The organism is Desulfogranum marinum (assembly GCF_963675105.2).
Classification (GTDB): Bacteria; Desulfobacterota; Desulfobulbia; order Desulfobulbales; family Desulfobulbaceae; genus Desulfogranum; species Desulfogranum marinum.
This window is the reverse complement of record NZ_CAXXRO010000005.1, coordinates 92,504-117,066: the sequence shown is the minus strand read 5'-3', so window position 1 is coordinate 117,066 and position 24,563 is coordinate 92,504. Positions and strand designations below refer to the sequence as shown.

The following is a 24,563-nucleotide window of genomic DNA, read 5'->3' as shown; positions in this document are numbered from 1 at the left end:
TTATTGGAGAGGGTTCTCTACGGCAACATAGACCAGCTTGTTGCCCATGAAAGCTGCTCGGTAAAAGGTGGAGTCGCATTTTTGATACTGCGTTTTGCCCACGGTTACGGGGACGCACCCTGATGGTAGAACTTCTATGACCGTACCAAGTGGAGCACCGGAAGTTGCTTGTACTCCTGTGGCTTGTTGCTGCGCAATGGCCGCTTGCTGTTTTGCCGCTGCTGCTTCCTGCTCGGCCATCGCTGCCTGCTGTTGAGCTGCCGCTGCCTGTTGCTGCGACGCAGATGCCGCTGCAGCTCCTGAAGACTTGCCTGCCGAATAGGCGACCACAGCTGTCCTTCGACGTACACCAAAAATAGCTTGAGCTTCGGGAACAAGGTCCAATGGAAAGATGGGGATATCGACCATGCACGTCGTTATAAGAAGTAGCGTTGGGATAACGCCTCGAATAAATGCTTTCATTTGCTGCTCCTGGGTGTAGAATTAAAACAAGAGGAATTCAATTTTTTCAGCACCTTCAGGCGGGGTAAAGGTAAAGTCGGTTGCTTTAACCTCTGGGTTGAAATTCCAGTCCCGCATAGTCGTTCTAATGCTCAATAGATCGGTAGACGATGTATCGGTGACAACATATTTATAGGGAAAGGGCTTGTCCCCGACTGCAACCCATACTTGAAAATCCACACCAGGTCGGCTGAAGAGAAGCTGGTCGCAAAGAACGCCGTTGATGGTGCTTCTTCCTAGAAATACTGCCAGATCAACTTCTTCCATGAGCAGGGAATAGGCATCTTTAAGGATCAGATCAGATACCGGGACGGCAAATCTAAAATTTTCAGCCATGTGTCTGAATAATTCGAGATAGTTGTCCGGTACAGGCTCTGTTGCGTAGAATTCGGTCTCCGGATGATACAAGGTAAGATTTTTTCCATCGTAATAGAATACCTGGTCAACCAGTTTACCACGTCGCTCTGCCCGTAATTTATTTGGGCGGCTGACAATAACATCTGCGGAAACGTCAATATCTACCCGGTGTCCGGAATCAAGCTTGTACTCCAGAGTGTTTTCGGTTGTTACGCGAAATTGCTTTGCATTACCGATGAAGTCCGCCATCCGCTTCAAAATTCCCGTTGCAGTGGGATTAATTCTGAGTTGGGTGTCGGGTGCCTGGGACCAGCAATTTCCTCCTACTGCGGCTACCACCAACAAAGATACTGCTGCGGCAACCAAATACTTCATATATCTCATGCCGAAACCTCCAGTTTGATTTTTCTGTAGACATCTTTTCCTTGTAATGTCGGTTAGCTGTAATGGTCGGTAAGCATCTGATTTCTTCATGCTCCGGTGCGGTGAACCCACACCGGAGTTATTCTCCAGACAGCTCAAATGTCGCTAAAAATGATATCTGAGGGCAGCAGAAATATTATTAGTATAGATGTCTTCTACATTGACATCGAAATCCGCATCATCAAGGGATACATATTCCCAGCCAAGATCCAAGAACAGGTTACTGTCAAAGGCATAGAACATCCCTGCTCCCACCTTCCAGGCAAAGCCACTGTCATCGCCGTCTATGTCATAGAGGCTGAGTGTCGTTGTACCGAGGCCGAGACCGCCGGTGAGGTAAAGACCGAACCCATTGTTAATAGGGATGTCGAAATAACCATTAACCATATAGGTAGTTATCCTTACATCACCTGAACCAACTCCTGTTGTCTGACCCGCAAACTGCAGTGCGTCAACGTCAGTCTTCTGAGTAGCGATTTCAGCTTCCAACCTGAACTGCTCTAGGAATTGCATCCCAACAGCGCCGCCAAAGCCATAGCCGTTGTCACTCTCGACATCTACCAAACCTTCAACCTTTGGATCGCTTGGCATAACATATTTCACCGCACCTTTGACGTAGACGGAACCGTCATTTGCTGCCAGACACGTACTTCCGGTTAAAAGCATTACTGAAACCGCTGCGACACTAAATACCTTTTTCATTCTTATTCTCCTTTTTTAGTGGCCTCTTAAATAGGCCATGAATATTTCCGAACAATTATCTGGCAACCAGATTTATCGCAGTTGCTTAGCATATTTCTACTTTGGGAAAACAAAGGTAAACTGGAAGCGTACCCCCCAATCCTCCGGTCCATTTTCGGGGCTGTCCGCCCAATAGCGTGCCGCCAGTGATATTTGTACCGGCAACTGCCCGATTCTAAGCATTTGTGCCAACGTGAATATCACTGGCACCGACCACTCTTCATTTTCCCAGTCATAGGTTGACTCGGTGCTCAAGGCCAGGGTTGTATGGGTTTTGGTGACATAGGACATAAATGGCTGCATGTACGTTGAGCTGATATCCTCCCTGTCGTCATCTCCGGCAAAAGACCAAATATGGTTGGCCAGGATTCCATACGTCCATGGACCGTGCTGCCGCAGAGCGACACCGGTCGGGCCGAGACCCCATTTTTCTCCGCCAAGTATTTCATCCGAGGCTGTAGGCAACAGCCAGACTGGTCCAACGCCCCAGGTCCAGCCGTTAACCGTTGCAGAAGGAGAAAAAAACTGACTGGCAACGATATCACCAAGGCCTGATGCACTACTTCCTTGGACAGGAATATCGCTTTTATCCACAAACGGTAAAATCGTACGGGTGATGATATTCCAGTCATCACTTATGGAAAACGGAATGACTGGCTGGATGTTGAGCAGCCACTGGTCTCCCTCATCATGAGGACCAAAGTTTTCATCGTAATTGAGTTGCAGGGGGACGCTTATCAGGTTGGCAATAGGGTTGGCCAACTGTTTGGCGATTTCCGCTTTTTGCTCATCTGCCTGTGCTAGGGAAAAAGGCAGCAGGCATGCTGCCATCATTGCGACCCCAGTGCCAGCGATTCGTTTTCGAGTTTGTATCATTTCATGTCCCTTTTTTACCGCAATTGTCTGGATACCTGCACCATCGACAGTTGCTGGCCGATACTTGACGGGAGATGGAAGAGCTGTTTCCTTCAATATATTTGCAGCGCAATGTTGAGTCCCTCTCCGGCAAGGGTAAGACAGACCCCGTTTGAGCGGGCTTCAGCTTCATGACCACTCCATTACCATTTTTCAGGATAAGCCTGAGCCGCCACTAATAAGAACCCCTCCTGTCACCCCCCTTTCAAGCTCTCAAGCCATTTTCAATATTTAAGGCTTGTAATTACTATATGGACCACCGGTGCGATCATAGGTGTTGCCGAAGTCATCCTGGCAGATCAAACACTTCCCGTTGTTCGGAGTGAGAATAAGGTCCTGCTCAAGAATTTTGGTCCTGAATTTCCAACCTTCGGCCAATTTTAACTTACTCCCCAGATCCTTAAGGCTTTCGTAACTCTGATCAGGGTCAAGTATCTGGCTCATTGACTTCATGCAGTACGTATTACCTTCAGGATCATCAAGTAGGTAAACCCGCGTTCCCTTATTGATGCCGAAATGGGTATCCCGTTTACCTGTAATTGGCCGGTAGGACATTTTGTCCTGACTGCCACCTAGGTGTTCCGGTACATCGAGCCACATCACCCACCGTGCATCGAGCCCTTGAAAGTTACGCTGTTTACCCACCTTGACTTCTACCCAGTCCAGGGTCCACTGCCTTGGCCCATTTTTGTAGGCACCAAGAAGATTATATTCCTGGGCAAGGGCTTTCATATCCATCTTATCCAGGATCTCTGCAGGGGCAGTATCTCCTGTTTCTTTTGGGTCGTTGAGGCCAATGGTTTGATAAACACCACCTTTAAGTTCCTTGGTGGTTGCATTGCCGCCGATCAGAAAAATTTCTGTGTATCGGTTGGCGAGGGTGCCTTCATATCTCAGGAGCTTGATATCAACGTCATCCTTGGGTAAAGGAACGATTGTATCTTCTGTTGCATTGGCAGACATTACAGATCCTGCCAGGGATGCAACGAGAAAGGCACTCGCCACTGCTTTTGACAATAGATTCTGTTTATTGTCTCTTCTTTTCATTTTCTTCTCCTTTTTTATAGATTGATGAGTTCAATGTCTGCCTCATGTAAAAATGTTCTTTTCAGTCTCTCCCTTTTTAAAAGTTTTAATACGCCTTGAAGGATAGGGAGCCTGGAGCCAGTTAGCCTCCCTCTCCGGACCAGGTGGTGATAATTATGGGATATGAATATCCAAGAGCCATCCAGATTAAAGGTAAGCGGCATCCTGGAGTATATATTGTAGCGCTCTATGCTGTTTCCATATCGCCCCGAAGCCAACCAACGCAAGTCCTGTTCTGGTCATGTAGTCTGCTCCATAGTTGGGGCAAGGTTGGAGGACATAACGCCCCAGCCGGCTCTTTTCAGAGGGCTTTTTATTGTCCATTTTTTCCTCAGTGCTGCCCGGTTCTTGTACTTTATGGTGTATAATTACATGCATTGTCGCGCCCACAGACTTGGTAGGTATTTTGAAATTCGTCCATGGTTACCCAGGCGAGGTAATCGGGAGCCGGAGGAGAGACTATCAACTTGCGGTCCAGCACTTTGGTTCGGAACTTCCATCCTGCTGGCAGCTTTTTGAACTGACTGCCAAGATCTTTCAGATTTTCTGCTGTCTCCCCCTTGTTTACATATGGGGTCCATGATTGCATAACCATGACCCCACCACCGTCTTTTTTTGGAATATCAATTATATAAACCATAGTGCCTTTATTATACACAAAGCTATTGTTACGGTGAATCTGTCCCGGGTTATAGGAACTATGACCAACCGCTTCGGTCATCGCGATGTAGGGAATAACTCCCATCCAGACCATTTTCACCGGTCCAAACTGCTTTTCTTCACCGACCTCATAGACTTCAAATTCATCCCAGGTCCAGTGGCGGCTCGGATTGAGGAAAACATCCATTGCCCCGGTTTCTTTAATAATCTGGTCTTTCATGGCCACGATCTTTCCGAAATCTTCAGCCGTACAGTGATCTATCCCGGTGGGATTGTAGAAGTTTGCGACCGCATTTTCCTTGGTTGTGCCGACGATGGTGGCCACTTCACAAAATTGATAATTGGGGCCTTTTGCAGTCAATTTTTTTCCTGGTATGATGTGACTCTTTTGCGATTCCTTCATATTTTTTTCGACGGTCAATTCTTCTGCGGTCACAGAACCGGCAAACATTGAAGTGCTTAAGCAGGCCGAAAGTGCTATAGCTTTTTGTATTTTTTTAATAATGGCGGTTTGCATGGTTTTTCTCCTCTATTTAAATTGAGTGGCACTCTCCTGCTACTTTTCTATTCTGGTTAATCAACCCGTTTAACAGGCGGCGGTTCCCATGAGCCGTCGAGTATGGATGGAGATGATTTCGATGGCCCATAGACACGCAGTATTAGGGTAAATTTTCCCTTGGGTGCTGGCAGCCAGTTGACATCCTTGCCCTTACCCGGAGATTTGGTTTGAATATAAATATCCACGGAACCGTCCGGGTTGGTAATAAACGGGTCGTCCTGGCTAATGTTGTAGCGGTTGATCTTGTTGGGAACGAGAAAGAGCTCTTTGTCGTACATAGTCAGGGACCAGAAGCCATCCACCGGAGGTAAGCCGCCCTTGTCAAAGTGGATTACATAGTCATGTTTTGAGCCATCATATTTATCGCCATCCATATCTTTGGACGACAGCGGATAGATAGCATCTTCTGGTCGGTTAAAACCAGGACCCAAGAGGTTGGCTGCGCCACGCATCAGATAATCGGTTCCGTAATTACCGACACCTTTGGTAAAATACAGCCAGCCATTGATCTGTTTTTGTTTTTTAAGGTGAAGTGCCATCTCAAGCTGGGCCAGTTTGGGAACGGTATTCAGGAGAGAACTGTCTATAAAACCGAGCTTTTCCTTGTCAAAGTCCTGCCCAGGTACCAGCCCTATTTTTGCCATGCGCTTGACCATTTCCGCATCTTCAGCCTTGGGGGGGTTGGTTTTCATAAGGTAGGCAAGAGTGTCAAAATAGGTGTTGATATCCATGGCATGGACCTGCTTTCGGACAGAGGTTTCCATGTCAAAAGAAGGATCAACATCTCCCTTGGAAGGCGTATAAGTGCTGCCGTAGGCACTTAAGGGGAGCAAAAGGATATCATCTTGCAGCTTGGCTACCGCTGCATAATCCTCATCAGTGCCGGTACAATACACTCGGCCGCATAGCCAGATCATGGCCGTAGGTGATTTTACCTGGGTAAATCCATCCGGGATCGTTCCTTCCCATCCCGGACCCGTTATAACGTATTTTTTTTGTTCATTTTTTGAATGGATTGAGCTGACGACTTTAAAAACTTCTGAGTATCCGTCCAGCAGCGGCATGATATAGTAGCGATTACCCATATCCGGTAGGGTGAGAACGTAGGGCTCTTTTTCCACATCCAGCCAGGCAATAGTATACAAAGTGTCTTGATTTGGAGCGGCACAGCAGTGATTATCTACGTCGATATATTTACGCATTTTGATCAGCTGCCCGACAGGTGCATGCTCACCATCGGCTACGGCTACATTGGTTTCCTGCTTTCGTACCATGTCAAAGGTAATTAAAGGGTACCCATATATGTATGCATCCATCGCTGTGCTAACGGCTTCTTTAACCCCCATTGAATGTGCAGTGGTCACACTCAGAATAATTGCAAAAAACAGCATGACGCAACGGTCTAGAGTACGCCTGATGGCTTTCACCTTCATCTCTTGCCTCCTGTTAAAATTCTTTTTTCATCTGCATGACTTCAGCACTTTTTCGTGCAACAGTGTCCAGGAAATCGATCCATTTTCTTACTCTTCGGCCGACCTCACCTTCCTGCAGATTTTCTGATTTTTTATTTAAGATCGCTTCCACCCGACTCTTCAATGTTTGATCATCGTCTGTAACGAGCTGCAGTGGTTCATTAATGTTGAGATATCGCTGCATCCCCTCTTCAGAAAGAGACATAATCGCAAAAGGGGCAATGAGTTGACTGAAAATCATCTCCTCTACTCCGTTTTCAAGCACACCATCCTGCGCGCTCCATACTAACCGCAGAGGACGTACACCTTTTATGTATGCCCGTTCCCATCGCTGCGAGGCATGGATCCTGCGTAGAACTTTGTACATCTCTTTTGAAAGCAAAATGGTTGCATGGATTGCCTGTTCTTCAACCAACTCCTCTCTGCAGGCGGTAACCGTTTTGGTAATGCAACCTGAGACAAAGCAGACGGAAGGGACCAATCCCTGAGCAATCCGTTTTTCAATTCCTTTGAGGTAGGCCTCTGTAACTTTTATGAGGTGGTGTGGCGTGAAAACGGGTCCGGTATTAAGTGGAATGCCGGCAGAGGTGATTTCCTCAATGGCCGCCAACATGTGGTCACATCCTGGGATGGTAATTAAAACATTAGGTCTTTTTAACTGACTATACATTTCAGCGACCACTTTCGGCAGCATCTCGATATTATCTACCGATAACGGCCAAATCGGCAATGTTACCCAGCCATCCACTCCACTGGTACGTTCATACACATGCCGAAGCTGGTCTGCAGCAAAGCGGACATCTTCAACTATAAGTTCACGGGCCAGTGCCTCTCCATACACTCCGTCACCGAGATTTCTTTCGATATCGCTTGCGTATAGATGATTTGAATTCAGGCTTTCTAAAACCGTCGATGGATTGATGGCTACTCCGGTTATAGACCAAACCTTCAGGTGTCTGCGTAGCCCCCCGTCCTGAAGCGATCGACGGGTCACATTATTGAGCCATAAACTTTGTTCCGAGTGGCACACTCGTTGAAACCCGTTCAACGTACTCCCTCCAAAGCTGCTGAATAAGTTTTCCCTACCGTCAAGGAGGGCATAAAACTAACTATCCATTCATTAGCAAGGAGTGGGCCAGCAAAAAACTTGCGCAACAAACAACGCAACTATCTGTAATATTAGCATTATACAACTTAACGAAATTAAAGAGGTACTGCAGAGGAGAGGAGGAAACCTCAAATTGCTGAGGGAAGGATCAAACAGGACGCTTAATACTGAGCTTTTTCAGTCTGAATCGAAGTGTACTAGGATGGAGATCAAGGACAGCGGCAGCACCATTTGCACCTTCTATTTTCCAGTCCGTGGCGTGAAGCACCTTTACAATGTGCTCCCTTTCTATCGTTTTGATATCTTTAAGTTTTTTATCTAGAGCACTGTCGCAGTCAATATTGATCAGTTGCTTGTTGATACAAAGTGAATTACCGGTCGTAATAATGGCACATCGCTCTATCAAGTGTTGCAGTTCCCTGACATTTCCCGGCCATGCATAGGCCCTCAGTAAATTGAGGGCTTTGGTGGGCAATTTATCTATTTGTTTCCCCATCTTGCGAGAATACTTCTCAATAAAAAATTGCGTCAGGGGCAAAACATCTTCAATTCTTTCTCTTAAAGAGGGAATGGTGATAGGGAATACATTGAGACGATAAAAAAGATCTTCCCGAAAACGGCCATCCTGTACGTCTTTCTTAAGATCTCTTCCGGTTGCTGCAATAACCCGTACGTCTACTTTGACGGTTACAGGGCTGCCTAGGCGCTCAAATTCACCATCCTGGAGCACTCGCAGGAGTTTTGCCTGCATTTCCAATGGCATCTCACCGATTTCATCCAAAAAAAGCGTCCCATGGTTGGCCACCTGGAACCTACCGGCCTGGGCAGCATGTGCTCCAGTGAATGCTCCTTTATCGCGCCCAAATAGTTCACTCTCAATAAGGTTATGTGGAAGTGCTGCACAGTTCACCGTTACAAACGGTTGCTGTTTTCGGTCGCTCATTTTATGGATCGCATTAGCCATCACGCCTTTTCCTGTGCCGGTTTCTCCAAGCAACAAAACAGTGGCTGCTGTCGGTGCAACCTGCTTACACGAAGCAAGCACGGATTTAAATTGCTTGCTGCTTCCTACAATTTGTTCAAACCCTTTTTCCGTCTGCAGGTCTTCACGCAAATACAAATTTTCCTGCTCGATCTGCTGCTTGAGTTGCTCAACTTCTGCAAGTTTTTGATGCAGGGCCTCCTCCAATTGTTTCCTGTCACTTATATCAACTGAAATACCAAGCATTCGGGAGGGGGTACCATCCGCATGGTAAAAGGGACGGCCTTTTGAGACTATCCATTTGGCTCGGCCCTTTTTATCAAGAATACGGTATTCGACCTGCAGTTTATGGTTTTCAGCCAATGAAGCGGTTAATGCTGCTCTGACCTTTTCCAGGTCTTCATCGACTATGGATTGTTCAAACAAATCCATTGTAACGTTTTCATCAGGACTATAATCGAACAGTTTCCGAGCCTGCTTTGTTGCCCAAAAGCTACCTTTTTGATAATCAAGCTCCCACATTCCATGTCCGGCAGACTCAGCAGCCAAAGAGAGTCTTGCTTCAGATTCAATCAGTTTTTTTTCTGCATTCTTTCTAACAAGGACATTGGCGAATATCTCTGCCACCAGTTTAAGGCGCTTTACCTCGTAATCGGTCCAGAATCTTCGCCTACTGAGCAAGTCAAAGGAAATAACTCCAAGAACAGGCGTATCACCGGTTGCAAGAGGCAAAACCACTGAGGACACGACACCAAGTCCTTGCCGAGTAGTTTTATCTATACTCGCCTCCTCAGGAAGATCATCATTGCTAATGGCCAAGGTTTCCCTTTCCAACATCTTGCCGTAAACCCAGGGAAAGGATACGCAAGCATCAATATCGATAGGGCGGGTTGGCCCTTCCTCTGGGCTATACAGGTGGGTTAAGGTCATTATATGTGTATCTTTGTCTGACCACTGCCAAAGAGCTGAAAGGTCAATATCGAGGTACTTGCATATCCGTTTCTGAGTATCCTCTATCACCGCATCAATCGAATCCAAAGGCAGGTTAACAAAAAGAGCAGATACCTGCATAAGTAGTTTTTCAAACCCACAGTTTGCTTCACATGCTGTATCCTGATCATTTTTTGTACGCAATGTCATAAGCCCCTTGCCGGTTAAATCTTAAGGCTATAAAAAAAAACTCATTTGATCCAATCTGTTGGTCGCATTTACAATTTTCATCAAAGGTAAACGCAGCCCCCGATATCAACCCCATATCTGGGGAAAAATGTCAGATGCGCCTCAGGTTAACGATATTTAGTCATTGTGCAAAACGCACTTTACAATAGTTAACCGCATAACAGGTCTTTTTGCTTTGGTATTTCTTACTCGAACTCGAGAAAAAGAGAAAGGGCGTACCCTCAAAATGTTGAGGTGGCAATTTCAGTAGGGCCGTTGGATGCCAAATTTTTTCAATCGGAAACGAAGCGTGCTGGGATGAATATCAAGAATAGCGGCTGCACCTCCAGGGCCTTCAATCTTCCACTGGGTGAGACTGAGAACTTTGATTATATGGTCCTTCTCATTGGTTTGCAGGTCCATTACACGAGCGCTGCCTGAATCATCGGTTGTGGTATCGAAGAGCTGATCATTTAAGGCAAGTATGTTGCCGCTGCTAAGGATAACACTGCGCTCAACCAGATGCTCCAATTCCCTTACATTGCCAGGCCATGAGTAAGACGTCATCTTTGTAAGGATGCGATTGGGGATCCGGTCGATCTGTTTTCCCATTTTAGCGGAATATTTGTTAACGAAGTGCTGTATCAGGAGAGGGATATCGCTTATTCTCTTTCGTAGGGGGGGAATCGATATGGGAAAAACATTTAAGCGATAGAAAAGGTCTTCTCTGAAACGACCATCCTGAACATCTTTTTTCAGATCCCTGCCCGTTGCCGCAATGATCCGCACGTCGACCTGAACCGTCGCTGAACTTCCGAGCCGTTCAAATTCACCCTCCTGGAGGACTCGCAGCAGCTTGGCCTGCATTTCCAATGGCATCTCACCTATTTCATCGAGAAATATGGTTCCATGGTTGGCTACCTGGAAACGGCCAGCCTGGTCCGCATGTGCTCCGGTAAACGCTCCTTTCTTGCGGCCGAAAAGTTCACTTTCGATGAGGTTATGCGGAAGTGCGGCACAGTTAACCGTTACAAAGGGTTGCTTCTTACGATCACTCATTCTGTGAATGGCATCAGCCACAACACCCTTACCAGTTCCGGTTTCCCCTAAAAGGAGAACCGTTGCCTCAGTTGGCGCAACCTGATTAGCCGAAGTCATAACAGCTGAGAACTCCTTGCTGGAACCAATGATTTGTTCAAATCCCTGCTCTGTGCGAAGTTCTTCCCTTAGATAGAAATTCTCCTGTTCAATCTGTTGCTTAAGGTGTTCCACCTCTTCCAGTTTGGCGTATAGAGCCTCCTCCAGCCGTTTTTTTTCACTGATATCAACGGAAAAACCTGTGACTCGGTCCGGTGACCCGTCTCCATGAAAATACGGCCGCCCTCTGGTACATATCCACTTCGGCTCACCTTGCGGATCAGTGATGCGATATTCGATCAGAAACTGTTTATTACTGGTTAGTGCTTCGGTTATCGCACGCCTTACTTGCTTCAGGTCTTGCTTACAAACTGATTGTTCGAAGCGGGATAGTGTGATCCGTTCATCGGCAGAATAGCCATATAATTCACGTGCTTTTTCGGTTGTCCAGAATTCTTTTGATTGAAGATTGATTTCCCATAACCCAGCGCCGGCTGATTCTGCGGCAAGACTCATGCGTTCCTTGCTTTCAACAAGCGCCTGCTCAGCATTTTTTCTGGCTATTGCACTGGCCAGGATTTCCGCTGCCAGCTTGAGCAGCTTCACTTCTTTATCATTCCATGACCGTGATCTGTTGAGGGTATCAAAGGAAAGAATGCCAAACAATGGCTCTCCACCTGTGGCCAAAGGAATAGCGATAGAAGATTCCACCCCATATCTTTTCCTTGTGGCCACATCAATATGTGCATCGCTCGGGAGATCGGAGTTTGAGAAGGCAAGACTCTCTCCGCTTACCAGCTTTTCGTAGATATAGGGGTGTGTGTTTGCGCCATCTATGTTTTCAGGCGGGATGGAAAAATCCGGTGGAGCGTGGTAATGGGTTATTGTCATCAGCTTTGGATGATGACCAGACCATTGCCATAATACCGATAGGTCAAGATCAAGGCATTCGCATATACGACGCAGGGCTTCCTCAATAAAGTGATCAATAGAGTCTAGTGGCAGGTTAATAAACAGTGCGGATATCTGCATCAACAACTCTTCACAACTGGAATACTCGCCCCAATAAGAGCTCTCTTTCCTACTACCTTCTGTATAATTCATTTATCGCAAAGCCGTTTATACATGTGACCAGTAGTGATATGAGCAAAAACTATTGAATCTCTAGTGCTAATCATATACAAACTACCCGAATATTCAAGGAAAGTTCGAATCGGCGTAATCGTTCACCACACCTTCTGCCTGGAAGAAAGAGAAAGCAAATAAATGGGGCCATTTTTTCAGGGTCCTGCGCGCTCTGGTCCTGCCAGCTTTATCCTCGCTGTCACAGTATTGTTTGCAATATTTTTTCATTCTTGCCCGGATAAGAGTTGTTGCTTGGTAAAGTCGCTCACGCGAACAATCATCAGTCTCCAGGTAAGCATGCCGGTATGTGAAAAGTCTGCCGCTTTCCTTATGCATATTTTTAGAAAAAATATAGGAATCCGGACTGCCTCGGTTCTGTTTGAGAGCCTTGAACTTTCTTATGAGATGAGCCCAGCATAGTTGGCGTTTTCCATTTTTATGGTATGCACTGTAAGCGGAGTAATCGTCACTGCCGATGATACCATCAAAGAGAGGGCCGAGTATCTTCTTCAAGACTTTTGATCCTCTTGAATTGTCGATATGAAAAAATACACATACTGTCCCAACGAAGCTCCAAAGGTAAATGCGTTTGGCTTTATTCTTCCAGCTGGTCTCGTCGATGTTAAAATTAAACGTATTGGCGACATAACTTCTGATCTGCTCAGCAACAGGTTGGCAGGCCTCCGAGACTCGACAAGCGATGTTGCAGGTCGAACCGAGAGCCATATAAAGGTTGAAGAAATTTTTAACGATGTCGGTAATGCCTCGCTTAGTCACTCGATGTTCTACGTTGAGGTATGCAATGGCAGCATGCTTTGGCAGAGATGCTGTGGGTCGATGACCGCATCTGCAAGTAAGGGTGTGGCATCGAAACTCTTCCATTATCATCTTAATGACCGGCAACTCAAACCACTGATACCTGGCTGGTTTATCTGTGGGCTTTTTTTGATCATCAGCGAAGTGGTCGCTGCATTCCTCGCATTGATCCGGATAGCAGTCATGGATTTTATCCATTTGCTCGGTGGGCAGCGAGTTGCACTTCTTACCTTTGTGGTCGGGTTTACCACCTTGCTTTTTTCCGGATTTTCTTTTTTTGGTCTTTTTCTTTGCTCCAGGCCCATCTGAAGAAGGCGGCTTGGAAGAGTTGGTCGAATCCTAGCGGAAAGAGGTAACAAGTTCCTCTAGTTTTTTGATTCGCTGGCACTGTTGACTCAAGGTGATAATCACAGCCTCTTTGCCGGCCTCGTGGATTGCCTTAGCATCTGCTCTATCCACGACACAGCCTTTCACGGAAATCACCGACCAGGGGAAGGCCGTACATGGCTTTTATAGAGGTAAGCTGCTTCTGAGTTTTGTTATATTTACCCCGGCCTGATATATTGCCAAGGAAATGCCAGTTCGCAGCTTTATAGCAGGTGCCCTTTAATCTGTCCGTATCAACAAAGGTCTCCAACCAGAAAAGAGGATGATTGTAATATGCTTGCCAGTCCGCCGAAATGGTTTTGGCGCATCTACCCAGAAGGTGTGATGCCAAGTGTGGAACCTTAACCCAAGGCAACAGGAGAAAGCGGGAATTATAGGCAAGTAGGTGGCGGTTTTTCTCTAAGGCATCAGGGGACCAACCGATAAATCGATCTCGATGTAGAATGCTATAGGGCGCGGACGAAAAGATAAAGCAGGCAATGGGACGTTCTTCTGCGAAAACCTGGTATTTTAGATGTTCTCCAACCGGTTGGGTGTAACCGAGATAATGGTATTGCCCAATCAGGCTGTTAAAGAGCTTTTCATGCTTGGTCTTTCTGACCTGGCGAAACTCAACGGGCTTGAGCTTTTTAACTATAGAGATAACAGGGGTCTGATCGATGTCGAGTTGTTCTGTTTTTGCCTGTTTGGCTTACCGACCACCGCTAAAAGGTTTCTTTCTGGGAGGAAGTGTAATGTACCCTTCCCGGTGAACGGTTACAACGAACCCGTACCACAATATGGACGCATAATTGTTATATAAAATCAAAAGTTTAAGGCTGCACCACCACCTTCTTTTATTATCAAATTTATATTTGCTAAATAGCAGCCTCTAACCTTTTCGATATAGCGAATTAATTCGCCAGTTTTTCGCCTCTTCCTGTATGCCCTGATAATGAATGTTACTCGGTGTCCTCTCTTTATTCTCTGTTCTATTGTTCATTGAATACCAATACTCATAAGGCGAGTACTCGCCGCACTCCCCTATACGGGAGAAACCCGTCATCTACACAGGGGAGGATGGTGCTGGTAGAGGGTACAGGAAGGATTGATTAGAAGGAAGTGGGGTAAGGTCAAGCTGCTAAAACAGCAGACCATGAGAAACTTCACAGTAATAGTGCAAAACTGGGGAATTGCTTAAATGGTTAACATTGCCATTACTAGTCTCTGCAATTGTTATGTCGTGCGTCCCTGTACCTTCTCATGGATAGTCTCAATCCCCAAAATATCGTTTTCGATGGTAAGATTTGGAGCTAACCGTGTGTCTGGGTACAGGGTATACCTTGGGTAAGCTTAACTCTTGCAATTCAGCGAAAAATCTTATTTTTATAATTTGGCGGGAGCCTTTTGCTTGGTAGATACAGGAAGTTTGCGTAAAAATCCTGCTTTTTGAAGTGATTGACCTTGCCAATTTTAGTCTCTACCAACGGCAGTAAATGCATCCCTATTTTACCATATGATAAACACATCAATTCTGCGCGAGCTTCACAATATTGAACTGCTCAAAAACACGGCCTCGTCGCGAATTATATGCTTGTTGTTAGACAGTGTTTGATTGCTAAAAATAAGCCGAAATTGAGTTTCGGTAATTAAAATCGACAAGAACCAATCAAACTCGTAAAATTAACATAGTATTAATTTTTTGATTCCTTTTCCCTAAAGTGGCCACATGAAAACGATCGCCTCATTTTTGATTATAGGATTTTTTTTCTTTTGTACTCCTAGCGTACATGCAAGCCTTTTTGATGAGTTGAGTGGTGATCAGCAGCAGGCCGTGCTGCAGAAATTAAAAGGTCATTTGCCTGGAATGATTGAATCAGATTCGGGCCTAAAAGGTTATGCAGATGCAATGGTTACTCATATCCCTGATCTGGCAACCAGTCTGGGTGCTTTAAGTGGCGGGTATTATGACCCAATCATAACACAATCGCTTACCTTTGGTGTAGATAGTATAGCCTCAGCATGGGCCGGCACTTTTGATGAAGGGCTGGGCCAAGATACTTTTAAATATATCTACAGCAAAAAGAGCAGTGTTAAAAATGTAGCCCTAGCCATGATGGACGAAAAAAACAACTGGGGTGATGTTAAGGATGTTGTTTGGGTAGAAATAAAAAGTAACCTGCGAGATGATTTAAATGCGTTTGCAGCAGATGCTGCCAAAGGGGCTTTTAACTGGGTTATCGGTGGGGGAAAGACACTTGGGTTTACTCCTGCAGATTTATATATCTTGGCCATACAAGCTGAAATGATTTTTATTGATGTCGAAACAAGAAGATATAAAGAGAAGACATTTCATGAAATTTATTCTCCTTATTATGAGGCTAGAGAAAGTGGTGCTAATCCATACTCAGCTTGGGAAACAATCATTTATGATAAAAAAGCAAACACCACAGGATGGAGAACCACTTTTGTCTTAGGAGATATGCCAGATAGTGACATCAAAGCCCTTTTTGAGAAGTGTTATAATTCTGGCATTTACAATGATAATTTGTATCAATTTATGAAATATTCTCTTGAGAAAGATATACAAAAAAATCAAGCAGAATTGGCTAAAAATCTTGAAAAGTCGGGCAGTAAATTCAAAAATGACTTGAACGGCTTTTATGACAAAGTTAAGGGGAAATTAAATGAACTTGTAGGTGAAGAAGTAGAAAAAATTACTAAGCAAAGAGATGAAGAAATAGAAAATGATAAAGAACTAAAGAAACGTTACGAAGCAGCACTTGAAAAAGCAGGTATACTCCTTGATAAAATTGAAATTGATGATGATAAACGCCAACCATCTTGTGAAAGTTACGCTAAACAGCAGGAAAGAAAAAACGACGCAACACGTTCTAAAAATGAAAATGAGTGGGCCATAGATGATCTCGAAAAGAATCTAAACAACCTAGAGCAGTGCCAGGAAATTAATACTGAAAGTCAATCGATTAACAACGATCTAGATAAACTGAAAGCTTTACTGAACAAGTCTGCTCAGTCGTGGGAAGAATTGAAACAAGCTGTAACAGAAGTCTGTGCTGAGGCAAGTCTTGTTTCAAAAAGTCGAGAAAAGAGCAAAGCAAGACAGGCGCTCAACAATGCCATTAAGCTTGGAAAATCCGCTGAACAACTAGTGAGATCAAAAAGGCAGCTGGAGCAGGATATCGCAGAACAGTTAGGTTCATTATCTTTTCGTATATCACGGTTTGATAAAAAATATCGAGGGAAAGGGAGTAACGTAAAAGAGAATCTCGAGGAAAAATTACATGAAGCTCGGGAGGCTTTCGACCTTATAACTAAATGGGAAAAGGCGGAAAAACAGTATCAGGATGCAGAAAAAAGGATGGAAAGTAATCGTACTAAAGCGGTGAACCTAAGCCTTTCGATTAATAAGAACTACATAGAAATTAACGACATTTTAAATGAAGGCGGTTTATCTGACTCTCTATTTTCTTTATTTTCATCTGAGTCAAATATATTCAAGTGGGGGAGTAAAGGCCAATCGTTACTTACAAAAGCTAGGAAAAGACAACAACATCTTGCTTCCTGTGACGAGGTCATTCAACTCCTTGTTACTCAAGAGAGGGAGCAATTACGTGGTCGACACTCACTTACACACACAATTCAAGAGCTTTTTCCAGATATCCTCGATTCCTCGACCAGTCGATCAAAAAATGATGAGGAAGAGGATGATGAGTGGACGTTGTCAGATACTCAAGACTTAAAGAAAAGATACAAGAGAGCGAGTGCTAAATGCAACTATACTAAGAATGCTGTTGATAGCATTGCGATGTTAACTGATCTCAGCGAACTGCAAAAGAAGCAGACGGATATCACTTATATTGATTTGTATCAGGGCAAGATAAATACTTGTATTGCCGCTGCATTGGCAGCTTTTGATAGGAAATTTTTAGACAAAGAGGAAAGCGGGGAGGAGCAAGACGCTTCTAATAAGCCAGACAAAAAACAAGAAGCAGAAAAATACTGTAAAGAGAGATTGCCTGGAAGTGTCCCTGCTGTTGATAACAAAGGGAATTTGCTTCTTTCAACAACCGCTTCATTTCGCTGTAAATGTCTTGGTGACGCAATAAAGTATAATAATAAGTGCGTTCGTTGCAGCGTGCTAAAACAAAATTTTGATAATGCATTAAGGGCTAAGCGAACGGAAAATGCCTTGGAAATTTTAAAAGAATCTTTTCATTGTGATTGGGTCCAAAAACGAAATGATAAAACAAGTCTGACAGAGAGGGAAATTTGTCCAGACATGAATACGGTTTATCTCCTTGATGAAGATGATAATGCGCAATGTGTTCCATGTAGTCAACTTGAGGTTGATTTTGAAAATACACTAGATGAAAATAATTATGAATATGCAAATACCCTGGCATCTTTAGCGGCACAATGTAGTTGGTCAAGCAACGCTGAAGATAAAATATCACAGGACAAAGCTCAAAAGCAGTGTAAGCAGAGCCTGCCTGGCAGTGTGGTGGTTCGATCCAGAGGAGTTGAAACGTGTCGATGTCCTGCAGGGACAGTAAAGTTGAGCGATCAGAATAATCACAATGCTTGTGTTTCCTGTAGTGATCTGGAGCGTGACTTTAATGCCATCCTCGCTGAGGGTGACTTGGAGTACGCAGAGACAATCTTAGAGTTTGCAGACGGTTGTGGTTACTGGGTAACTAATGGTTGGTCAAAGCTTAAAAAGGTCAAAGGGTGTCCACCAGGTAGTATTAAACTCAGTGATGAACACGGCAATAATCAATGTGTTTCTTGCGAAACACTGAAGCAGGATTTTCAGGCAACACTTAGTCAGGGTGATTTTCTATATGCGGAAGAATTACTCGATCTATCATCGGATTGCGGCTGGGTTGGCTACGGAAAGGAAGCCTTACAAAATGCCCAAAAATGCCCTCAAAATACCGTCAAATTAAGTGATGGAAGTGGATCAAACCAATGTGTACCATGTGACACACTCTACGCTGATTACAAGGTCGCTCGCGGACAGGGCGATCATCAATATGCTGATTCCTTACTTGATTTGGCATCAGAATGTGGTTGGAGTAAGCAAGCAGCTCAGCAAATCGGACAGGCACAACTTCAAGCAGAGCTGAATCAGAAGTGCAATCAACAGATGCAAGGGAGTCATGCCGTAATAAATGGTGATCGTTATAATTGTTACTGTGATGAAGGCATGCTTGAAATTACGTATGGTAATGGCACTAAAGTTTGTAAAAGCTGTGAACAAATGCGGTTGATGGTTAACGATGCCTTAAGGAAAAATGATGCCAATACTGTAAGGGGTTTGATTCAAGGGGCAAGACATTGTGACTGGTATGACCAGGCTGCTGGTATTGTTGCAGGAATGACAAATAATCGACCATCACGTCAACCACAGTCACAGCCCTCACAGAAGCAAGGCCCACTGACCGGTTCTTGGGATATGTATTGGAAAGAATTTAATCCGACATACTGGAAAAGTATGGACGGTTCCAAGACGAGATTCCTTAATTTCGATGGACACAAAGGAGTTGTAAAATTAACTCATGAAAACAACTCACTCCGTGGACAGTTCGATGTAACTTCCGGTAACGGTCAATCAATAATGGTCGATGGATCAGTAAATGGAAGCCAGGTGAATTTTTGTATTTTTACGTCACAAGAAAGGGACTGTACTGCGCTTACTGTATACTATAATACCATGACAATGACTGGAGTAAACGTAAGTAAGTCCGGCAGAAAAAGAATTAAATGGACACTGAGAAAAAGAAGATAAAAGGCTTTGACTGTACCTATTCTTTTTTTTTGGGGGGGGGATGATCTTGAAACAGAACTATCTGAAAGCACTACCATTTATATTGCTAGGAATTACTTTATGCTCCTTACTCGTCGGATGTCAACCGGTAAATACGACAGTAGTTGGTACAGCACGTACGCAAATAAATTCCAAAGATGTGGTCGTGTATTCAACAGCACCACCAAATTATGAAGTTATAGCACTAATTGAAGCATCAGATGACACAGGATGGACAGCTGCTGGCTCTCAGGAAAATGCGATTAATATAATGAAAAAACAGGCCGCTGAAGTCGGTGCTAATGGAGTAATCCTAGAAAGAATAGACACAAGATATCCTACGTTTAATGGCGTCACATGGGCAGTGAAGACTGCCATAGGCAAAGCTATTTATGTTCATCAGGGAAGGATTTATAATGAGTTGCCGGTCGCCCCGCAGGCCGTTTCCTCCCCCTCTAATACTTCTAGCAAGCCAGTGCGAAGGTGGAAAAAACCCGTTGATTAATGATTTTAGGTCAACTCAAGATCAAATAACGATAGTGAGTTGAAATCCTGCAAGAACAAGCACACAGCATATAGCTGTCAACAAGACCAAAAACTTACGGAAAAGGGTGATGAAAATATCAAGAGCAACCTCAATAATTATTGTGAAACAACTCACATCCGTCTGTATAGCAGTATCAATTGTGTTCGTAGCAGTACATGCCTTTGCGCTGACTGCTCAAGAGCAATATGAGCGTGCCCGGCAATTCCATGAACAGGGGAATGATGTGCAAGGGTGCGCATGGCTTGAAAAAGCCGCAAATCAAGGTCATAGAGACGCACAAAACAAAATTGGCGTATGCTATCAGAATGGTTACGGCGGAACAAAAAGTTTGCAAAAAGCAGCGTATTGGTATGCTAAGGCTGCAGAACTGGGTGACTATTCGTCCATGAGTAACTTGGCTGGAATGCTCGCCTCAGGCGATGGAGTCCCTCGAGACTGTCGCCGGGCCGAACAGTACTTCCGCCGGTCGGCAGACCAAATCGGCCAATCTTCTTTCGGACTCGGGTTGATGTACCAGCAGGGGTGCGATTCGGTCGCCCCGAATATCAGCCAAATGGCAAAATATTTCGAAAAATCGGCGGAGCAGGGATACAGCGATGGCCAGTCGAACATCGCGTACCTCTATGCAAACGGCCGGGGAGTCCCCAAAAATTTTGAAAAGGCATGCTATTGGGCAACGGTCGCTTCTCTACAGGGAAATCGGCAGGGATTGGCAAATGCCGATGTTTTCTGTGCGCAGTTGTCAAGTGGTCATGCAGCAGATGCGAAACGACGTGCCGAACAATTCGGTATGGGAGGGACATCGTTAGGTCAAGCTCCGGCTCAGAGCTACTCCGCGGCTGAAACCAGCACGCCGGCATCCGGCGGCTCGTCTTTCAAACGTCGGTGGAAAAAAGCTGAATGATAATTTTATAGTAATCTCCAACAGACAATGTGAGGTTCAATTTCATGAGATATCTCATTTTATCAGCGCTGTTTCTGGCTCTCTCAACCATGGCATACGCCGCCAGTTGCGTTTCCGGCAACTGCGTGAATGGTCACGGCACCTATGTCTGGGACAGCGGAGCGCAATACTCCGGGGATTGGCAGAATCAGAAACGGCATGGCCGGGGAACATTCACCTACGGTAGCGGTGAGACCTATACCGGCGATTGGGTCAACAATCAAAAACACGGGCAAGGAACCTATGTCTGGCCGGGAGGTTCTCAGTTTACCGGTGGCTGGAAGAATAACAAAGCGCATGGTGAAGGTATCTACACGTTTGCAAACGGCCAGCGGGCAGCCCAAGTACTCAATATGGGGCAGCTGGTGTCTGAGAGGGCATTGAATCAGCAGGGTAGTGGCTCCCGACAGTCATCTGCCCTGCCGGCTCAGGCATCGAGTTTATCTTCGGGGAGGAAATGGAAAAGAGCTGAATAAATGTAAATGCCAATAATCATGTATCTTAAAACAACCAACTTGGGAAAAGGCACTTCCATGCACTGCTCAAAATCTCATCTGACTCAATTTGCTTTATCGACTTTATTCGTTGTTCTGTTTCTTTTTGTCTTGGTGGAAACCGGCTGACATCAAAGAGGCTGCGTTAACGTGAAAACCCTGTCGATTGTATTATTCAGCTTTGGTTCAATTATCTGCTGTTTAAACATGTACCTTTCCTATGTCAGAAGTGGTGCCGCCAATCCAGACCAGTAGCTAAGTTAACATTTCTGTAGTTCCTCAACCATGTTAGAATGAGGAATTATGAAAAAGCAAAGACGGAAACACAGTGCAGAATTCAAGGCCCGAGTGGCATTTGAGGCTATCCAGGGCTTGAAAACCCAGAGTGAAATAGCCAAGCAGTTTGAGATCCATCCGATCATGGTCGGCAAATGGAAAAATGAACTGCTTGAGCGAATGCCGGAGCTGTTTGAAGGCAAAAGAAAGCAAGGACAAGGTGGGACTGACAAGGAGCGACAGCAGCTCGAACGCAAAGTTGGCCAGTTGACGATGGAGGTCGATTTCCTCGAAAAAAAGTGCGAACAGTTGGGAATTCCCGTGAAAAAGCCAAACTCGTAGAGCGGAATTGTCAACTGAGCATTCGGCGTCAATGTGAGTTGCTGGGCATTCCACGTTCGGTTGTTTATTACCAGTTATCTGGTGAATCTCCAGAGAATCTTGCGTTGATGGAAAATATCGACAAATTACACCTCGAAGACCCGGCAGCTGGCAGTCGTAGGATGTTCAAATATTTACGCCGATTAACGGGCAAACAAATTGGTCGTCGAAAAGTCCGTCGGTTGATGCGGGTAATGGGGGTTGAGGCTATATACCCCAGAAAACGAACAACTATTCCTGGTGGACCGGAAGGAATTTTCCCATATCGTTTGCGAGGGCTTACAATTTCTCGCCCCAATCAGGTGTGGTGTGCTGATATCAGCTATATTCCAATGCGTAGAGGCTATGTGTACCTTTTCGCTATAATGGATTGGTATTCGAGGAGAATTATAGACTGGGAGATTTCTACAACCTTGGACACCGCTTTTTGCATCCTGTGCCTAAAACGTGCTTTAAATGATTTTGGAGCACCGGAGATCATGAACACAGATCAAGGCTGCCAGTTTACCTCTGAAAAGTGGATAGACTGTTTGCAGGATGCAGGCGTTACGATCAGTATGGACGGCAAGGGAAGATGGGTTGACAATGTGATGATTGAGCGTTTTTGGAGAAGTATTAAATATGAAGATATATACCTGAAATCATATGAGAACCCTAAACAATTGACGCAGGGGATTGCAGCTTATGTTCTCCGGTACAACACCATTCGTCCCCATGAATCACTCGACGACAAAACCCCGGATGAGATATATCGGGGAGAAGTAAAAAAAGCGGCCTAAAAAAACTCCCTCTTCCCCGCGGGGAAGAGGGAGGACACATGGAACTACGAAAATAACTTAGAACTCCATGGTGTTGGTCTAAAGAACGAGACCACTTCTGTCGGACCTTATCTGTTTTTCCTTTTAAAAGGCCCAGACAAAGAATTGAGAATGGGATCCGGAATTCCTATGCTCGGTTCGGTCGCTATAATCATAGCACTCCTATGCTGGAGGACGACAACCTGGGTATGGGCTGGCATTTTTATGCTACTTATCGATACATTAGGCCCTTTGTGGCTAGCCGCAACAATACTCGATGAGAAGATGAGAGGGAAAAAATAGCCGGAATGACAGACAGTTATAACACTATTTTTATTCGAAGATAGCGAATCTGGTCACATGGACCAACTTGATATGTTTTCTTGTTCGAAGCTTACCTTTCAGGACGTTGCACGATTTTCAATCAATACTAAGCAGGTTTACGATTTCTAATCGAATGTTATGATTGCACGTTGACATCTCAAATTTCTGCATGCACTCCAATGCAAGAGATCTCTTATATATGTAGCGAGACCCCAAACAACCCATATATCACCAAGTGGTCTTTTTTGAACTATCAGCCAGTTTAATATTTTATAGTGAGCAGAGACTTTCCATTTTCAAAAAAACTGACCCAAAATTGAGTAACTTCAATCTGAAGATTACCAAAGATAAGGTGATTGCTGAAGTATGTCATTGAAGTTAACATTGCCACATCGAAGCTCCGAACCTCCAACTAGTACCTCTACTTGAGCTTATTCCATTTCAGAAATAACTCCTCACAAAGGTAAATTGAACCGAATTTTAGTGCCGAAATCGGCAGTAGAAAGGCCTATTAATACGGATCTTTTTCGAGATTCTGTCTGATAATATTAACCGATCCTCATGACCGATAGAAAAGTAATATTTTTCAGCATTTCTACCCAAAAGTATCTATCCTTAATACTGAGCATTTCCGATTTATCTAATCGCACGATCTATCCAAGTAATCATTAGACAAATGTGCGCGCATGTGCCACCCTGCTTTTATAGAAACTATTGGTGTAGGATTATAGAGTTCCAAAATAAAGCTGTTATTTCATTTTCATGACCATAATAACCGACATCTATTGGTAGGCTAAACATGACCCGAAAATTTGTTTTCCTACTAATATTTTTTTTTGGGGTCCCCATTCAATTAGTTTGTGCAGAGTTGAAACTCGCTACCTTAGAGTGGGCGCCGTACGTTTACAATCACTCAGACCAAGGATATGTTGCTCAACTTGTAAAAATGGCATTTGCCAATTCAAATTATGAGGTTAAGCTGTCCTTCTTTCCATGGGCCAGAGCTCTTCGTGTCGCAAGCAACGGCACTTTCGCAGGATATTTTCCCGAATATTATTCAGAACAAAGGTCAGAAGAGTTTTATTTTTCTGAATCATTTCCCGCTGCTCCTCTTGTACTTTTCAAAAGAAAAAAGGATGTTATCGAATACTCAAATCTTCGGGATTTGGAGCCTTACACGATTGCGGTAGTCACGGGGTATGTGAATACTGAGGAGTTTGATAAGGCTACATATCTTAAGAAAGAAAAAACAACCAGTGATTTACAGAATTTCAAGATGCTTATGGCGGGTCGCGTAGACCTCGTAGTCGCTGACAAATATGTTGGATATTATTTGGTAAAAAATTACTTACCAGAAAGTTTGCAATTCATTGACGTTATCGACCCACCGTTAGATAGGAAAAAGCTGTATCTATGCGTTTCAAAAAAACATCCTGATGCCGTTATGATTCTGCAAGCATTCAATAACGGCCTTTATAATATGCGTAATAATGGTTTTCTTGAAAACCTTACACAACGCTTCTTTTCACAAAATGATATTCATTAGGATGCGGTGTGGATTTGAC

At 44.5% G+C, this 24,563-nt stretch carries 22 protein-coding genes; 8 read left to right on the top strand and 14 right to left on the bottom strand.

Annotation, left to right across the window (positions count from 1 at the left end; all coding sequences use genetic code 11):
- The 12 genes from ACHZCY_RS21055 to ACHZCY_RS21000 all read right to left on the bottom strand — a co-directional run bounded on the left by ACHZCY_RS21055 (position 1) and on the right by ACHZCY_RS21000 (position 13,106).
- Positions 1-462, bottom strand: coding sequence for a hypothetical protein (locus ACHZCY_RS21055; protein WP_319550298.1), 462 nt, complete (start codon positions 460-462; stop codon positions 1-3).
- 21 nt (positions 463-483) lie between these two features.
- Entirely contained in the window at positions 484-1,242 is a 759-nt protein-coding gene (locus tag ACHZCY_RS21050; protein ID WP_319550297.1) for a DUF2092 domain-containing protein, read from the bottom strand.
- Positions 1,243-1,386: 144 nt separating this feature from the next.
- On the bottom strand, positions 1,387-1,983 hold the full coding sequence (locus tag ACHZCY_RS21045) for an outer membrane beta-barrel protein (protein ID WP_319550296.1): 597 nt from the start codon (positions 1,981-1,983) through the stop codon (positions 1,387-1,389).
- 96 nt (positions 1,984-2,079) lie between these two features.
- Positions 2,080-2,898 carry a hypothetical protein gene (locus tag ACHZCY_RS21040; RefSeq protein ID WP_319550295.1) on the bottom strand — a complete coding sequence of 273 codons (819 nt, stop codon included), beginning with the start codon at positions 2,896-2,898 and terminating at the stop codon, positions 2,080-2,082.
- Positions 2,899-3,168: 270 nt separating this feature from the next.
- Positions 3,169-3,984: a hypothetical protein gene (locus tag ACHZCY_RS21035; protein WP_319550294.1), complete on the bottom strand. Its 816-nt coding sequence runs from the start codon at positions 3,982-3,984 to the stop codon at positions 3,169-3,171.
- A gap of 186 nt (positions 3,985-4,170) precedes the next feature.
- Positions 4,171-4,347 carry a hypothetical protein gene (locus ACHZCY_RS21030; RefSeq protein WP_319550293.1) on the bottom strand — a complete coding sequence of 59 codons (177 nt, stop codon included), beginning with the start codon at positions 4,345-4,347 and terminating at the stop codon, positions 4,171-4,173.
- A gap of 31 nt (positions 4,348-4,378) precedes the next feature.
- On the bottom strand, positions 4,379-5,200 hold the full coding sequence (locus ACHZCY_RS21025; protein WP_319550292.1) for a hypothetical protein: 822 nt from the start codon (positions 5,198-5,200) through the stop codon (positions 4,379-4,381).
- A gap of 56 nt (positions 5,201-5,256) precedes the next feature.
- Complete coding sequence (locus ACHZCY_RS21020) at positions 5,257-6,675, bottom strand: DUF1254 domain-containing protein (RefSeq protein WP_319550291.1); 1,419 nt, start codon at positions 6,673-6,675, stop codon at positions 5,257-5,259.
- Positions 6,676-6,688: 13 nt separating this feature from the next.
- A complete protein-coding gene (locus ACHZCY_RS21015) occupies positions 6,689-7,762 on the bottom strand; it encodes a transaldolase family protein (RefSeq protein WP_319550290.1) in 1,074 nt (357 codons plus the stop codon).
- 208 nt (positions 7,763-7,970) lie between these two features.
- Complete coding sequence (locus ACHZCY_RS21010; protein ID WP_319550289.1) at positions 7,971-9,944, bottom strand: sigma 54-interacting transcriptional regulator; 1,974 nt, start codon at positions 9,942-9,944, stop codon at positions 7,971-7,973.
- Positions 9,945-10,226: 282 nt separating this feature from the next.
- On the bottom strand, positions 10,227-12,131 hold the full coding sequence (locus tag ACHZCY_RS21005) for a sigma 54-interacting transcriptional regulator (protein WP_319550288.1): 1,905 nt from the start codon (positions 12,129-12,131) through the stop codon (positions 10,227-10,229).
- A gap of 165 nt (positions 12,132-12,296) precedes the next feature.
- On the bottom strand, positions 12,297-13,106 hold the full coding sequence (locus ACHZCY_RS21000; RefSeq protein ID WP_319550287.1) for an IS66 family transposase: 810 nt from the start codon (positions 13,104-13,106) through the stop codon (positions 12,297-12,299).
- Between ACHZCY_RS21000 and ACHZCY_RS20995 the strand changes: the two genes are divergently transcribed.
- Positions 13,086-13,349, top strand: coding sequence for a hypothetical protein (locus ACHZCY_RS20995; RefSeq protein WP_319550286.1), 264 nt, complete (start codon positions 13,086-13,088; stop codon positions 13,347-13,349). The genes ACHZCY_RS21000 and ACHZCY_RS20995 overlap by 21 nt on opposite strands.
- Before the next feature lie 30 nt (positions 13,350-13,379).
- On the opposite strand, the gene ACHZCY_RS20990 is transcribed toward ACHZCY_RS20995, so the two are convergent.
- Together ACHZCY_RS20990 and ACHZCY_RS20985 are read right to left on the bottom strand one after the other, a co-directional pair.
- Complete coding sequence (locus ACHZCY_RS20990) at positions 13,380-13,514, bottom strand: hypothetical protein (protein ID WP_319550285.1); 135 nt, start codon at positions 13,512-13,514, stop codon at positions 13,380-13,382.
- Positions 13,492-14,088, bottom strand: coding sequence for a Druantia anti-phage system protein DruA (locus ACHZCY_RS20985; RefSeq protein WP_394713461.1), 597 nt, complete (start codon positions 14,086-14,088; stop codon positions 13,492-13,494). Before ACHZCY_RS20985 ends, ACHZCY_RS20990 begins: the two co-directional genes overlap by 23 nt.
- A gap of 1,047 nt (positions 14,089-15,135) precedes the next feature.
- On the opposite strand from ACHZCY_RS20985, the gene ACHZCY_RS20980 reads away from it, so the two are divergent.
- From ACHZCY_RS20980 to ACHZCY_RS20950, 7 genes are all read left to right on the top strand, one after another.
- Positions 15,136-19,218, top strand: a complete 4,083-nt coding sequence (locus ACHZCY_RS20980) for a coiled-coil domain-containing protein (protein WP_319550284.1) — start codon at positions 15,136-15,138, stop codon at positions 19,216-19,218.
- A gap of 46 nt (positions 19,219-19,264) precedes the next feature.
- The gene (locus tag ACHZCY_RS20975) at positions 19,265-19,741 is read left to right on the top strand and encodes a YbjQ family protein (RefSeq protein WP_319550283.1); all 477 of its coding nucleotides are present in this window, start codon (positions 19,265-19,267) and stop codon (positions 19,739-19,741) included.
- A gap of 109 nt (positions 19,742-19,850) precedes the next feature.
- Complete coding sequence (locus ACHZCY_RS20970) at positions 19,851-20,687, top strand: tetratricopeptide repeat protein (protein ID WP_319550282.1); 837 nt, start codon at positions 19,851-19,853, stop codon at positions 20,685-20,687.
- A gap of 44 nt (positions 20,688-20,731) precedes the next feature.
- Positions 20,732-21,202, top strand: a complete 471-nt coding sequence (locus ACHZCY_RS20965; RefSeq protein ID WP_319550281.1) for an MORN repeat-containing protein — start codon at positions 20,732-20,734, stop codon at positions 21,200-21,202.
- A 321-nt stretch (positions 21,203-21,523) separates the two neighbouring features.
- The gene (locus ACHZCY_RS20960) at positions 21,524-21,838 is read left to right on the top strand and encodes a transposase (RefSeq protein ID WP_319548583.1); all 315 of its coding nucleotides are present in this window, start codon (positions 21,524-21,526) and stop codon (positions 21,836-21,838) included.
- Positions 21,796-22,656 (top strand): IS3 family transposase, encoded by an 861-nt coding sequence (locus ACHZCY_RS20955; RefSeq protein ID WP_319548584.1) that lies wholly within the window; start codon positions 21,796-21,798, stop codon positions 22,654-22,656. Before ACHZCY_RS20960 ends, ACHZCY_RS20955 begins: the two co-directional genes overlap by 43 nt.
- A gap of 1,141 nt (positions 22,657-23,797) precedes the next feature.
- Positions 23,798-24,544 carry a substrate-binding periplasmic protein gene (locus ACHZCY_RS20950; RefSeq protein WP_319550280.1) on the top strand — a complete coding sequence of 249 codons (747 nt, stop codon included), beginning with the start codon at positions 23,798-23,800 and terminating at the stop codon, positions 24,542-24,544.
- Positions 24,545-24,563: the final 19 nt, after the last annotated feature.